At 48.2% G+C, this 14,578-nt stretch carries 13 protein-coding genes; 10 read left to right on the top strand and 3 right to left on the bottom strand.

Annotated features, from left to right (window positions below; all coding sequences use genetic code 11):
• Positions 1–48: 48 nt before the first annotated feature.
• Both QUB06_RS12565 and QUB06_RS12570 read right to left on the bottom strand, forming a co-directional pair.
• Entirely contained in the window at positions 49–3,465 is a 3,417-nt protein-coding gene (locus tag QUB06_RS12565; RefSeq protein WP_333435530.1) for a response regulator, read from the bottom strand.
• A gap of 120 nt (positions 3,466–3,585) precedes the next feature.
• The gene (locus QUB06_RS12570) at positions 3,586–4,017 is read right to left on the bottom strand and encodes a response regulator (protein ID WP_333076249.1); all 432 of its coding nucleotides are present in this window, start codon (positions 4,015–4,017) and stop codon (positions 3,586–3,588) included.
• A 401-nt stretch (positions 4,018–4,418) separates the two neighbouring features.
• On the opposite strand from QUB06_RS12570, the gene purC reads away from it, so the two are divergent.
• The 9 genes from purC (at position 4,419) to QUB06_RS12615 (ending at position 13,655) form a co-directional block, all read left to right on the top strand.
• Complete coding sequence (gene purC, locus QUB06_RS12575) at positions 4,419–5,147, top strand: phosphoribosylaminoimidazolesuccinocarboxamide synthase (protein WP_333142053.1); 729 nt, start codon at positions 4,419–4,421, stop codon at positions 5,145–5,147.
• 183 nt (positions 5,148–5,330) lie between these two features.
• Positions 5,331–7,724, top strand: coding sequence for a BamA/TamA family outer membrane protein (locus QUB06_RS12580; protein ID WP_333435531.1), 2,394 nt, complete (start codon positions 5,331–5,333; stop codon positions 7,722–7,724).
• Positions 7,711–7,839: a hypothetical protein gene (locus QUB06_RS12585; RefSeq protein WP_333435532.1), complete on the top strand. Its 129-nt coding sequence runs from the start codon at positions 7,711–7,713 to the stop codon at positions 7,837–7,839. Before QUB06_RS12580 ends, QUB06_RS12585 begins: the two co-directional genes overlap by 14 nt.
• Before the next feature lie 94 nt (positions 7,840–7,933).
• The gene (gene lpxC / locus QUB06_RS12590) at positions 7,934–8,788 is read left to right on the top strand and encodes a UDP-3-O-acyl-N-acetylglucosamine deacetylase (protein ID WP_333435533.1); all 855 of its coding nucleotides are present in this window, start codon (positions 7,934–7,936) and stop codon (positions 8,786–8,788) included.
• A gap of 86 nt (positions 8,789–8,874) precedes the next feature.
• Positions 8,875–9,396: a 3-hydroxyacyl-ACP dehydratase FabZ gene (fabZ, locus tag QUB06_RS12595; protein ID WP_333041219.1), complete on the top strand. Its 522-nt coding sequence runs from the start codon at positions 8,875–8,877 to the stop codon at positions 9,394–9,396.
• 239 nt (positions 9,397–9,635) lie between these two features.
• A complete protein-coding gene (lpxA, locus tag QUB06_RS12600) occupies positions 9,636–10,430 on the top strand; it encodes an acyl-ACP--UDP-N-acetylglucosamine O-acyltransferase (protein ID WP_333435534.1) in 795 nt (264 codons plus the stop codon).
• Positions 10,431–10,471: 41 nt separating this feature from the next.
• Positions 10,472–11,074 carry a Uma2 family endonuclease gene (locus QUB06_RS12605; RefSeq protein WP_333435535.1) on the top strand — a complete coding sequence of 201 codons (603 nt, stop codon included), beginning with the start codon at positions 10,472–10,474 and terminating at the stop codon, positions 11,072–11,074.
• Positions 11,075–11,083: 9 nt separating this feature from the next.
• Positions 11,084–12,256 carry a lipid-A-disaccharide synthase gene (lpxB, locus tag QUB06_RS12610; RefSeq protein WP_333435536.1) on the top strand — a complete coding sequence of 391 codons (1,173 nt, stop codon included), beginning with the start codon at positions 11,084–11,086 and terminating at the stop codon, positions 12,254–12,256.
• Between the two features lie 136 nt (positions 12,257–12,392).
• Positions 12,393–13,655 (top strand): DNA cytosine methyltransferase, encoded by a 1,263-nt coding sequence (locus QUB06_RS12615; protein WP_333435537.1) that lies wholly within the window; start codon positions 12,393–12,395, stop codon positions 13,653–13,655.
• Between the two features lie 3 nt (positions 13,656–13,658).
• Here QUB06_RS12615 and QUB06_RS12620 read toward each other — a convergent pair whose 3' ends face one another.
• Positions 13,659–13,895: a hypothetical protein gene (locus QUB06_RS12620; RefSeq protein ID WP_333435538.1), complete on the bottom strand. Its 237-nt coding sequence runs from the start codon at positions 13,893–13,895 to the stop codon at positions 13,659–13,661.
• A 143-nt stretch (positions 13,896–14,038) separates the two neighbouring features.
• On the opposite strand from QUB06_RS12620, the gene QUB06_RS12625 reads away from it, so the two are divergent.
• On the top strand, positions 14,039–14,383 hold the full coding sequence (locus QUB06_RS12625; protein ID WP_333142062.1) for a BON domain-containing protein: 345 nt from the start codon (positions 14,039–14,041) through the stop codon (positions 14,381–14,383).
• Positions 14,384–14,578 lie beyond the last annotated feature (195 nt).

Genomic DNA, 14,578 nt, shown 5'->3' on the forward strand with positions numbered 1-14,578 from the left:
ATGGCGATTTTAATCGCCGACTAATCTCGACTCTGAGCGAGTAAGATATTAACCAAACATTCGAGTTTCCACAAATTCTTGAACCCGGGCTAAATGACTGGACAAACTCACTAATATGTTCTCAATCCTCTCAATATTTAACAATTCCCTCTCTGGTGGTTCAGATTGAAAGCCTCGCGCTTGATGCTCCAATTGTGCGGCCAAATCCGACATCAGAGCAACTCCCACATTAGCCGAAGTTCCCTTGAGACGGTGGGCTTGATATTCCACAGCTTGCCAATCTTTAGCTTCTAGAGCTAGTTTGGCAGCAGCCATATCAGCTTGGGCGTCTGCCACAAAAGCTTGCAAAAGTCGCTCTGGTAATTTAATATTAACTCGTCCGAGTTGCTCCAATCTGCTCTTGTCGAACAGTCCGTCGTAGTCTCTATGTTCCCAAGTTTGAAGTGCGATCGCCCTTGGTGTCGGCAGAGCCACAACCTGCGCTTTTTCCACAAGTTCTGTATAATTTGTTGCTAAGTGAGATTTATTTTCCGAGTGAATACTTTTTACTCCATACTTATTTTCACCCTGAACATTTAGGGCTTCATACTTTTTCAGAGCCGCCGCCAAAGCATCTAAATCTACAGGTTTGCTGAGATAATCGTCCATCCCCGCCGCCAGACACTTTTCTCGTTCCCCCGGCATAGCATGAGCAGTTAAAGCCATCACAAAAGTATGCCGATCGCTTCCTTCGATTTCCCTCAACTTTTGCGCCGCTTTGTAACCGTCAAGTACCGGCATTTGACAGTCCATCAGCACTAAATCATAGCTTTTTTTAGCCAGCAAATCCAGCGCTTCTTGACCGTTGACCACGCAGTCAGCCTGATAGCCTAAAACGGCCAACTGTTCGACAATAACTTGTTGATTGATCGGGTGGTCTTCCGCCAGCAAAATTCTCAGGGATGACGGCGAATTGGGAGTAACATATTGAGAATTAACTGCTGGCAATTTGCAAGTATTAGCAGCCTCCCGCCTCCCAAACTCTCCCGTTCCCTTAACCGACGCAAGCATTGTCTCAAGCAGGCGGCTTGGCCGCACGGGCTCGATCAAATATCCGTTAAAACCCTGACTGCAAAGCGATTCAGCTTTGGGCTGTTCCCGCAAAGCAGTCATGGCGATTAACGAGCCAACTGTCGAGGTCGATCGCACTTTCCTAGCAAATTCCTCCGCATCCAACTGCGGCATTTGCAAGTCCACAAGCACCACATCCCAGCTTTTTCCCCCCTCTCCCGAATTCTGAGAAATCCCGCTCTGGGCATTTTTCAACCAAGTCAAAGCCTCAGTAGCAGTTTCTGCCTCATCGCAGCGGGCACCCCAACTTTGAGCGAGCGATCGCACCGCTGCCCTCCTCAAAGCGCTTTCCGATACCACTAACAGCTTCTTGCCCGCAAGTTCGGGATCGTGAGGCTCAACTGGCAACTGTTTTTCCAAAGGTACAGTAAACCAAAAAGTAGCACCGCTGCCTAGCACACTGCGAACTCCAATATCGCCTCCCATCATCTCCACTAACTGCTTACAAATAGCCAAACCCAAACCCGTTCCGCCGTAAGGCCTAGTAGGAGAATCGTCTACCTGAGAAAAAGATTGGAACAGCTTTGTTTGCCCTTCGGCCGAAATTCCAATGCCAGTATCCCGCACGGAAAATAGCAATCTTGCTTCTTGTCTACCGTCTGCCTGTCGGTTGCCCTGTTTCACAGTTACGTGAACTAGAACTTGACCGCGATCGGTAAATTTTATGGCATTACCGGTCAAATTCAGCAAAACTTGCTTCAATCTCCCCGAGTCGCCCACCAACTTCCTCGGCACTGAGCTATCAACTAAAATATTCAATTCAATACCTTTTTCTTCGGCCAAATGCGCTATAATTTCTATCACCGACTCAACGCAACTATCCAAATCAAAATTAGACTTTTCCAGTCGCATTTCTCCAGCTTCAATCTTAGAGAAATCGAGGATATCATTAATAACAGTCAGCAAATGTTCAGCACTGCGGTAAATCGTGTGAGCACAGTCTCGCTGTTTCTGTTCCAGAGGAGCGCGCAGCAGCAATTGAGCCATTGCCAAAACCCCATTCATCGGAGTGCGAATTTCGTGACTCATGTTCGCCAAGAATTGCGACTTCACCCGGCTCGCTTCTAAGGCAGTTTCCCGCGCTTCCACCAACTCATTAATCTTGTCGGCAACCATCACAATTCCCCCGACTTTCTCGTCTGGATCGTACCAAGGGTGAGCAGCCCACCGCAGGTACAGAACAGATCCGTCCGATCGTTCCCAGGCATCTTCGCTCACAGAAACTACCTTGCCTTTGAGCACTTCTTGATACATTACTTTCCAGCGATTGGGGGTATCTGGAAACAATTCGTAATGGCTGAGATTATTCAGGGACGGCAACTCCAAATCAAATTGACTAATCCATTTTTTAGAATTAGCCATATAGCGCATTTGTGTATCGAACATCGCCATTGCTACAGGCACGCAAGTAATAATTTGTCTCAGTTGCAGCCGTTCCCTTTCCAGAGCATCTTCCGCCTGTTTGCGCTGGGTAATGTCGCTAATCATGCCGGCCATCCGCAGCGGTTTTCCTTGGGAATTCCGCTGAGCTTTTCCCTGAGAAGTGCAGTAGCGGTAAAGACCGTTCGAGTGTAGCAGCCGGAATTCTACATTATAGTCTATTTCTTGTTCCAAGTGAGCGGCGATCGCCGCGACGATTCCCTCCTTGTCATCGGGGTGCAGGCGGTTGTATAGAGCTTCCATAGTCCTGCCAAATTGCTTTCGCGACAAACCGATAATTTCCAAAAGGCGATCGTTCCAATAAACCTCATTTTTACTTAAATCCCAATCCCAAATTCCGTCGTTCACTCCCTCTAAAACTAACCTGTACCGTTCCTCACTTTCCTTAAGTTTTTGACTGGCATCAAACGCCTTGGATTCGGCGCGGTAAACGCGCATGGCATTGTACAAGCTGCGAGACAAACTATCGGGAGAAAGCTTATTTTTAGCAATATAATCAGAAGCTCCAGCCTTCATCAATTCCACAGCAATTTGTTCGTCGCCTTGACCTGTGAGCACAATTAAGGGAACTTTCAGCCCCGCTTCTCGTAGATTTTTTACCAAACTCAGACCGTCTCCGTCGGGCAATCCGTAGTCGAGCAATACGCAGTCAAATTTGCACTCAAATATTTGATTTAATAGCAGCCCATTTTCTCTCTCCTCAACCTCACTTAAAGGTTGAGATTTATTTTGTTTGGAGAGTTTCGCGGTAGCCTGCATAGAAGTTTTGCTGACCGAGAGTTGGGCCAGCGCATCCGCGCAGTCTTCTGCTTCAGTAACTTCTACCAAAACACCAGCGGACTTGAGCGATCGTTTGATCGCCATTCGATCGACTGCATCGTCATCAACTATCAGAATTGTGAGAATTTTGTCCATAAAAACCGAATTGTGGATTACTCCGAAAAAGCTGCTGTCGAGAAAACGGAATTAAAACAACTGCATCGCTGAAAAATCACAAACCCGCCTTGAAAAATTTTTTATTAAATTTTCCCTGGTTTAGGGAATTTCGCTCAGCATCCAGTATCTGTTGAGGGTAGCCATCACTTCCACGAAGTTAGAAAAAGTCACCGGTTTAAGAATATAGCCCGCTACATTCAAATTATAAGCTTTTACTTTATCTCTATCTTCATTAGAAGTTGTGAGGACGATTACCGGAATTGACCTCAAACATTCATCCAGTCGCAATTCTTGCAAAAACTCGATCCCGCTCATTCTCGGCATATTCAAGTCCAGCAAAATCAACCGGCGCGCTTGAGGCATTGGAGGGTCTATTTTTCCTTCTCCACGTAATATAGCCAGAGCTTCTAATCCATTGGCAGCAATGTAGAGGGGGTTGACGATGTTATTTTTTTTGAAAGCTCGCCGGACGTTCATCACATCAACCTCATCATCTTCTACCAAGAGGATATGAATTTTTTTGTCTTGCATAAATCAGCCATTTTATAGATGTTTTTTAAGCGCCAGTCTCGTTGGGGAGGTTTAGCCAGCACGGATCGCGAACCCAGCAGGTTTAATCTCTATTGTCCTTTGTCAAGAATCATTTATGCCGAGGCCGATGACGGTATCTACTGCCAGGGGTACTCGCCCCTCATTCGATTTTAGATTTTAGATTTTAGATTTTGGAGGCGACCCCACGGATAAATGCGGGGGCTTGAGGATTTTAGATTTTAGATTTTGGATTGATTCCACGGATAAATCTGGGGGCTTGTACCATCAAGAAATTCTTGGTCAGAGAATGAGCGGCACAGCCGAGATCCAAAAACTCGCCAATAACACCCGATCGAGCTACGGTAAAATCTAAAACTCATCTACATTCATTATTAATCGCCATGTCAGCCGATCGCAAACTCTACGAAGGCAAAGCCAAAATCCTCTACTCCACCGAAGACAGCGAAATTTTGCTGACCCACTTCAAAGACGACGCCACAGCCTTTAACGCCCAGAAACGTGGCAGCATCGTCGGCAAAGGCGAAATCAACTGCGCCGTATCCGCCCACCTGTTTCGGATGCTAGAAGCCAAAGGCATTCCCACCCACTTCATCGACACGCCGGCCCCCAACCAAATGCGAGTCTGTCGCGTCCAAATCTTGCCCTTGGAAGTCGTAGTCAGAAACATTGCCGCCGGCAGTCTTTGCAAGCAGACCGGGCTCGCCCTCGGCACAATAGTCAATCCCCCGCTGGTGGAGTTTTATTACAAAAACGACGATTTGGGAGACCCGCTGCTGACCCGCGACCGGCTCCAGTTAATGCAGCTAGCCACCCCCGAACAAGTAGACCAACTAGAAATAGCCGCCCGCGAAATTAACGAAATACTCAAAGAATTTTTCACCGAGTGCGGCATCACCCTAGTAGACTTCAAACTAGAATTCGGTATCGACCAACATCAAAATCTGCTCCTCGCCGACGAAATCAGTCCCGACACCTGCCGCCTCTGGGACAACGCAGAAACCGACCCCGACGCCCGTGTTATGGACAAAGACCGATTCCGCCGGGACTTGGGATCGGTGGAAACCGCTTACCAGCAAGTTCTCCAACGGGTTCTAGCTCAGAAAGTCTAGAGGCTTTAACAATGCGCTACAATTGCACAGTTTGTCACCCTTGTGCCTTTGATGTCAGCTCAGCGGTCAACAGTCATCAATTAGCGGTCAGCGCGAAATTCCACCGACTTATATAACTAATGACTAATGACTAATGAATAATGACTAATGTGGTGTGTGAATTGCCCAAAAAAGTGAACAAAAATGCGTTTATCTGCTGTATTGGTGGCAGTTTTTACTGCCTCAGCAACATTCGGGTTATCAAATTCTGCAAACGGCCAAACATCCTACTCTGAATCTGCAGAGGAAGCTTTGGCTGCCGCCCGGCCCGCCCCGTCGATCGAATTACCCGATCGCCCCATTCCAGAATTAACCCAAAACCCTCCTCAAAACCGCAAAGCCGCTAAAACCGGCAAAGGGGAAGCCCTAACAATAGCTACGGCCCCTGACAGAGGACAAGGCGAGGAGCCCCCAAACCTAGTCACAGACCCGCCCTCCCCGGTTTCACCTCCGCTCCTTCAACTCCAACCCCAGTTAGCATCCAACCCCTCCCCCGCCTCTAGCAGCCAAAACGCCCTGCCAGAGGCGCAACAGGACAGCTCGCTCCCCCCATCGGAAGCGGATGTAACGCCCGCCTGGATCGCAGCAGAGCTAGGGAAACCAGAGGAATCAGGGACGATCGATCAAAACGCCCAAGTTACCCCCAGACCGGCCCCGACCAGACCGGCCCCGACCAGACCGCCCACCGACACCGTTCCCCCATTGCCCCCTGGCCCAGCACCGCAGCCCAGACAAACCCCTGCACCCGCCGGGGCGGCCGAACCGCAAGTGCTAGTTGCAGAAGTTACAGTCACCGGGGCGACGGAAGACTTGGAAAGCGAAATTTACCGAGTCATCAGCACCCAACCGGGACGCACGACCAACCGCAGCCAACTGCAACAAGACATCAACGCCATTTTTGCCACAGGCTTTTTCAGAAACGTGCGGGCAGTGCCGGAAGACACCCCGTTGGGCGTCCGGGTGACTTTTATTGTGCAGCCAAATCCGGTATTGCGGGGAGTGACAATCACCGGTCAGCAAGTGCTGCCCCAAAGCGTAATTGACGAAAGCTTCCGCGATCAATACGGCAAAATTCTCAACCTCCGCCGCTTTGAAGAGGGAGTGAAAAAAATTAATGCGTGGTATCAAGAGAACGGCTATGTTTTGGGGCAAATCACTGATGCCCCGCAAGTAGCAGACGACGGCACTGTCACCCTGGTAGTGGCAGAAGGCCAGATCGAATCCGTTGATGTCCGCTTCCTGAACAAGGAGGGAGAGGCAACAGATGCCACGGGTCAGCCGATCGGAGGCAACACCCGTCAGTTTGTCATCACCCGCGAAGTAGAACTCAAGCCCGGAGACATCTTTAACCGCACCAAGGCGGAAAGAGATTTGAGACGGGTGTTTGGTTTGGGAATTTTTGAAGACGTGCGACTTGCCTTGGAACCGGGAACGACTGACCCCCGCAAGGCAAGGGTAATTGTCAACGTCATTGAGAAAAATACCGGTTCTCTAGCAGCGGGTGCGGGTTTGAGTTCCGCGACGGGTTTGTTCGGTACGGTGAGTTACCAGCAGCAAAACTTGGGCGGTAGGAACCAGAAGTTGGGCGCTGAGGTGCAAATCGGGGAACGCCAAAATCTGTTTGACGTGAGTTTTACAGATCCCTGGATTGCGGGCGATCCTTACCGGACTTCTTATACGATTAATGCGTTTAGAAGACGATCGATCAGCGTGATTTTTGACGGTGGCGAACGGGAAGTCAGATTGCCCAACGAGGATCGACCCCGCATCAATCGCACCGGGGCCGGCATCAATTTCACCCGTCCCCTGTCGCGCAATCCTTTTGCCGATCCTGAGTGGACTGCTTCAGTCGGCTTGCAGTACCAGCGAGTCTCAATTACCGATCGCAAAGGCAGGCGCGAATCCGAGGACGAACTCGGCAACCTGTTAAGTTTTAGCGATTCGGGTTCGGATGACTTGACAACTTTGCAAGCAGGTGTGGTACGCGATCGACGCAACGACCCCCTCCGCCCCACTAGCGGTTCCCTGCTCAGATTTGGGATGGAACAATCGATTCCTGTAGGTTCCGGCAGCATCCTCTTAAACCGCCTGCGGGCCAGCTACAGCTTGTACCTACCAGTCAAGTACACTAACTTTACCGCCGGCCCTCAAACCCTGGCATTCAGTTTTAGGGGCGGCACCGTATTCGGAGATTTGCCTCCCTACGAAGCCTTTGCCTTGGGCGGCGCCAACTCGGTGCGCGGATACGACGAAGGCGACCTCGGAGCCGGCCGCAGCTTCCTAGAAGCCAGCGTTGAGTACCGTTTTCCGATTATTTCCTTTCTCGGCGGAGCGCTATTTTTGGATGCTGGCACTGACTTGGGCACGGGCGAAGATGTCCCAGGCGACCCTGCAGGTATCCGTGGAAAGCCCGGTAGCGGTTACGGTTATGGCCTCGGCGTGCGGATTCAATCTCCTTTAGGGCCGATCCGGATCGATTACGGTATCAACGACACTGGCGACAATCAAGTTCACTTTGGAATTGGTGAGCGATTCTAAGTTGGCAGTTGGCAGTTGGCAGTTGGCAGTTGACAGTTGGCAGTTGACAGTTGGCAGTTGGCAGTTGACAGTTGGCAGTTGGCAGTTGACAGTTGACAGTTGGCTTGACAGTTGACATTTGACTACTAACTACTGACTACTAACTAATGACTAATGACTAATGACTAATGACTAATGACTACTAACTAATGACTAATGACTAATGACTAATGACTATTCACACCCTAAAATCTGAATTTGAACTGTCGGGAATTGGTTTGCACAGCGGCGAACAAACTCGCGTCCGAGTTTTGCCTGCAGAGGTTGGGGAAGGCCGCTATTTTGTCAGAGTTGACTTGCCTGGTGCTCCGAGAATTCCTGCAAAAGTTGAGGCGGTTTCTCAGACTGCACTTTCAACTGAACTGGCAGGTATCGATGCTCAAATTCGCACTGTAGAGCATCTATTAGCCGCTTTGGCGGGGATGGGAGCGGATAATGCTCGAATAGAGGTTGATGGGCCGGAAGTGCCGCTGCTGGACGGTTCGGCTCTGGTTTGGGTAGAGGCGATCGCCCATACCGGCTTAGTTCCTCAAGAATCGAAGCAAGCCCCCACTTCCTCCTGCGTCCTAGAACAGCCAATTTGGGTGCGCCACGGGGATGCTTTTGCAGCGGCTTTACCCTCAGCCGAAACTCGGTTTAGTTACGGAATTGATTTTGAGGAACAGGCGATCGGCAATCAATGGTACAGTTGGTCGCCAGAGGCAGAAAGTTTTGCGACGGCGATCGCCCCAGCCCGCACTTTTGGACTTGCTCGCCAAGTTGACCAATTGCGACAAGCAGGTTTGATCAAAGGTGGTACCCTAGAGAACGCCCTAGTTTGCGATCGATCCGGCTGGCTCAACCCGCCTTTGAGATTTGCAAACGAACCAGTGCGCCATAAAATCCTAGACCTAGCAGGCGACCTCAGTCTGCTCGGAACTTGGCCAAAAGCTCACTACTTGGCTTACAAAGCCAGTCACAACCTGCACGTCCAACTCGCCCAAGCCCTGAAATCGGAAGCTCTAGCTACCCTAGATAAAAGTTAGGAAAAAACAAGGTGATCTTCTGTTAAGATTGCATCTTCCTTCTGACTTCTGCCTTCTGCCATACCACACTCAAAAGTCTTCAAGAAATGTCTACGCTGACTGAAGTTAACACCCTCAATACTGCTAATTCTGAATCCGTCCCCACCAAAAACGGTGAAGATTCTCCAGCGGTTAAATCTACTTTTACTCTCGAAGAAGTTCAGAAATTATTGCCTCATCGCTATCCTTTTGCACTGGTTGACAAGATTGTTGATTACGTGCCGTCCGAGAAGGCTGTAGGAATTAAAAATGTGACTTTCAACGAACCGCATTTTCAAGGGCATTTTCCCGGACGGCCGATTATGCCTGGGGTATTAATTGTCGAAGCGATGGCTCAAGTTGGCGGTATTGTTCTGGCTCAGTTGCCCGACATCAAGCAAGGATTGTGGATGTTTACCGGCATTGATCAAGTCAAGTTCCGTCGTCAGGTTGTACCGGGCGATCAGTTGCTGATGACTGTAGAATTGCTGTGGGTAAAACGCCGTCGCTTCGCAAAAATGCAGGCTCTGGCTGAAGTAGACGGACAAAAAGTTTGTGAAGGAGAATTGACGTTTTCGATGGTAGATTAAATTTGGGAATTGGTGAGGGCTTGCGGGTAGTTTTGAGTTGTGAGTTTTGAATTTAAATTAAAACCGCCAAGCGTTCCTCGGAACGAAGCAATCTTAAAATTAAAAAAATGCCTTCTTCCCTCTTCCTTCTTCCCTCTTCCTTCCGTCTTCCTTCAACATTCATCCGTTTAATCCGTTTAATCCCTTACACTGCGCGTTGCCAAACTTCCTTCCCACTTACCAGCAAAAAAAACTGACAAATGCTTACTTTGATTCACCCAACTGCTGTGATTCATCCCGGTGCTGAACTTCACCCGACTGTAGAAGTGGGAGCTTATGCTGTAATTGGGGAAAGAGTGAAAATCGGGCCGGAGACTAAGATTGGCGCTCATGCAATTATCGACGGGCTAACAGAAATAGGTGCTCGCAATCAAATTTTCCCCGGTGCAGCGATAGGTTTGGAACCTCAAGATTTGAAATATGAGGGTTCTCTGACTAGGGTGAAAATTGGCGACAACAATCTGATTCGGGAATACGTGACAATTAACCGCGCTACTGGAGCCGGGGAAAGCACGACTATTGGCAATCATAATCTATTGATGGCTTATGTTCATGTGGGACACAATTGCGCGATCGCCGATCGAGTAATTATCGCCAATGCTGTAGCCTTAGCCGGACACGTTAAAATCGAGTCTCAAGCCCGATTGAGCGGTGTTTTGGGCGTTCACCAGTTTGTCCACATCGGCCGCTTGTCTATGGTGGGTGGCTTGAGCAGGATCGATCGAGACGTACCTCCTTATATGCTAGTCGAGGGGAATCCTTCGAGAGTGCGAGCCATCAACAAAATAGGCCTCGAACGCGCTGGTTTTACCGCAGAAGATTTGCTAGTTTTGAAGAAAACTTTTCGTATTTTATACCATTCTGGCTACACTCTCAATCAAGCTTTGGAACAGTTGGATTTGTTGCCAGAAAACGCCCACTTGCAGCACCTGCGGAGATTTGTGCAGCAGTCTATAACCAAAGGCCGGCGCGGTTTGATTCCTGGCAAGAAGTGAATGAGGTAGAATAAACCTATGAACTAAGCGACTGTTGCCCTATGAATGTATATACTTCAGTCAAATCAACATCCCCTGAAACAGAACAAGATGGCTGCATCAGGTTATCAGATGTTAGTTGGGAGCAATTTGAAGCGATAGAAGCAGCTTTTAAAGATGTCAGAGGTGTAAAATTTTTCTATCTCGATCGACTACTGCAAATTATGACTGTCTCGCCCGAACACGAAATAATCAAGAAAACTCTCTGTATGCTCCTAGAGGCATATATGAGAGCAAACGGGATTCGATTTTACGGCAAGGGCGGCCCGACTCTAGGTAACAGAGAATTAGGCGGTAGAAAAGAGCCGGATGATTCCTATGATATAGGAACCCAAAAAATAGTCCCAGATATTGCTATTGAAGTGGTAATTACCAGTGGCGGGATAAATACTCTAGAATTCTACAAAAGATTGGGTGTTCGGGAAGTCTGGTTTTGGCAAAATAGTCAGTTATCTCTCTATTACTTAACAGGTGAAAATTATCAGGAGATGACCCGGAGTACATTCCTTCCCGCTCTGGACTTAGAATTACTGCTACGCTGTGCTAATATGCCCGATCAATATGATGCTGTTACCGAGTTATTAGCAAACATCTCACCTGTATAAAGTCAGAATATGAAAATTTTTATCAGCACTGGTGAGGTTTCGGGCGATTTGCAAGGAGCTTTGTTAGTTGCAGCCTTAAAACGTCACGCTGTCGCGGCTGGTTTTGATCTAGAAATAACCGCATTGGGTGGCCCTCGTATGGCGGAAGCGGGTGCTACTATTTTAGGCGATACTGTGGGCATTGGTTCTATGGGCATTATAGAATCAGTTCCGTATATTTGGCCCACGATTAAAGTTCAGCAAAAAGCTAAACAATATCTCAAAAACTTCCGCCCCGATGCTGTTGTATTGATTGATTATTTGACTCCAAATCTCGGTATAGGCAGCTATATCCGCCGCTATTTGCCTGATTTGCCGGTGGTATGGTACATCGCACCTCAAGAATGGGTTTGGTCGATTTCTCCTCGCAATACTGAGCTGATTGTCAATATTTGCGACCAACTTTTGGCAATTTTCCCCGAAGAAGCTTGTTATTATCAAAAAAAAGGAGCCGAAGTGAGTTGGGTTGGCCATCCTTTGGTGGATAGAATGCAATCTGCGCCCAGCCGGGAAGTTGCCCGCAAAACTTTGGGAATTGGGCCGGAACAGGTGTCGATCGCCCTAATTCCCGCTTCCAGACACCAAGAACTCAAGTACCTGATGCCGGTTATATTTGAGGCAGCTCAAATTATTCAAGCTAAATTGCCGGAAGTTCATTTTTGGATTCCGCTTGCTAACAAAGCTTTCCGCAGCAAAATTGAACAGGCGATCGAGAATTACGGTTTGCGGGCTACTTTGTTAGAAAATCAAACTCTGGAAATATTAGCCGCTGCCGATCTGGCGATCGCTAAATCTGGTACTGTTAATCTGGAGCTAGCTTTGCTCGACGTTCCGCAAGTTGTCGCCTACCGCGTCAGTCCGATTACGGCGATTATTGCTCGCCACGTGCTGAAATTTTCGATTCCTTTTATGTCTCCGCCCAATTTGGTGCAAATGAAGCCGATCGTCCCTGAGTTGCTGCAAGACGAGGCGACTGCGGAAAATATAGTGAATCACGCACTGGAATTGCTGCAAAATGCCGATCGACGCCAGCAAACTTTGGCCGGTTATCGGGAAATGCGGGAAAGTCTCGGAGATGTGGGTGTGTGCGATCGCGCCGCTGCGGAAATAATGAAAAATGTCAAATTAAATACAGCTTTTTAAAGCAATTGTGGTATTGAAAGGTTATGTATAAACGCGGTTTATTTGTGGATGCCTCCTTGACAAACCCCAGATTTATTACCAGAAACGCGGTTGATTTCCTTAATTTCTCTTAAAGCAACTTTGTTATTGAAATGTTATGCCAAGCAATCGGAAAAAGCGACCGATCGCTGTTGATTTATTTGCAGGCGCGGGCGGCATGACCCTGGGCTTTGAACAAGCAGGTTTTGATGTACTTGCCTCAGTCGAAATTGACCCAATTCACTGCGCCACACACCAGTTTAATTTCCCGCTGTGTTCTATTCTGTGCAAAGATGTCGCACAGCTTACGGGTTCGGAAATTAGGAAAAAATCGGCGATCGGGCGGCGCGAGATAGACGTAGTAATCAGCGGTTCGCCCTGTCAAGGATTCTCGATGATGGGCAAGCGCGATGTGGACGACCCCCGAAATTCTCTAATTTTTCACTTTAAACGCTTAGTTTTGGAGCTAAAACCCAAGTTTTTCGTAATGGAAAATGTGCCGGGAATTGCATCAGGAAAACACAAAGAACTCCTGAATATTTTAATTACCTCTTTTCTGGAAGCCGGCTATAAAGTAGAAGAAAACTATCAAGTTCTCAACGCCGTTAACTACGGAGTGCCGCAAGCTCGCAAACGCTTGTTTCTGATTGGGTGCAAAAAAGATTATGAGCTGCCAAAATACCCTCAGCCAACGACGATACTCCCGAAAGTTAAAATTCCTAAACGCTATAAAAAAGTTAATTTACCTGCTGTCCCTACAGTTTGGGATGCGATTGGAGATTTGCCGGAGGTGGAAAAGTACAGCGAGTTACTGCACCGAGATTGGGTAATGGCGGAGTACGGAAAGTGCAGCACTTATGCGAGTATAATGCGCGGAATCGATGGTTTGGATGATGATTATTCCTACGATCGCGAGTACGATCGACAAATCCTCTCTTGTAGTTTGCGAACTAAACATTCTCAGGAATGTATAGAAAGGTTTCATGCGGCCAAACACGGCGAAAAAGAGCCGATCAGCCGTTTTTATAAGCTTCACCCCCAGGGAGTTTGCAACACTCTCAGGGCTGGAACCGACCGGGCCAGGGGGGCTTATACTTCGCCGAGGCCGATTCACCCGAGCACCCCTCGGTGCATTACAGTCAGAGAAGCTGCGCGGCTGCATTCCTATCCTGACTGGTTTAGATTTCATGTCACAAAATGGCACGGTTTTCGCCAAGTAGGAAATTCTGTACCACCGCGATTGGCGAAAGTTGTAGCAGCGCAGATTATTAGCGCTTTAGGCGTGACAGCAATTAAGCCGAGTCTCAAGCTGACATGGGGAGATGATTGGTTGCTTAAACTCAATTGGTCAGAAGCAGAACAATATTATATCAAAAGTTAAGAATTAGATTGACAGCGTATGTGCAGGGCTACCCCCAATTAAGCGCGGGTTTAGCGTCGCCTGTATCAGTGAACACAGTTCGATGACCAGCACGAGATGTCCCCAGTAATTAAACAAACCGGGAATGTATTCCGGCGCGCTGTGAAGTTTTTTCAAGGTAAAAGTGGGAACTATTTCGACTACTGGTCTGCAATCCAAGGTGTCGCGATCGTCATATACATAAAATAGCAAAATCAACATCTAGATATCAGGGGAAATTTGAGATTGTGAAAGTCTACCGGAAAACATTTTGATAAATTTCGCTGAGTTTTGCAACAATTACCAGTCTTTTGGAATTCTAGAGCTATCTTGGAAAAAGTGTATTTTCAGGAGACTCAAATACTATGGGTTGGTTTAAAAGACTGTTCGGACTCGAAAAGCCTGCACCCCAGGCTGAACCGATGGCACAAGTAGTACAGCAAGCAGCCCAAGCGCAATCCATCGCTCCTGCTAAAGTCGGCCCAGACGGAAATTTTGACGAAAGCGGCCTCGCGAAGCGCGTTGCTTTAGCTTTTGACAGCGATCCAGAAGTTGCTGATATCGAGACTGTTTATGTGGCTCAGCTCAGCGGCACGGTTGTTCTCAAAGGTCAAGTTCCCAGTCAGGAAATTCTCGACAAGTTGGTGGCGATCGCCTCTGCTGAAGAAGGTGCCGCAGGCGTGCAAACCGATCAGGTGACAGTTGGCTAGTTCTTCCGAACCGAAGCAGTTTCGCTCCGGGTGCTGCTCGAATTAGTCAAAAACTCGATTAAACCCGCTCCGGCGGGTTTTTTCTTGCCGTCTCCCCCCTCAAAATATTAATTTTTGTAAACCAAACGGATTCATCTCAAAAAACAGTATAATTGAATACAGAAACTAAAAAAGTTTTAGCCCATAAAACCAACC

Origin of the sequence: Microcoleus sp. D2_18a_D3 (assembly GCF_036702455.1) — a bacterium.
In the GTDB taxonomy this organism is placed as follows: domain Bacteria; phylum Cyanobacteriota; class Cyanobacteriia; order Cyanobacteriales; family Microcoleaceae; genus Microcoleus.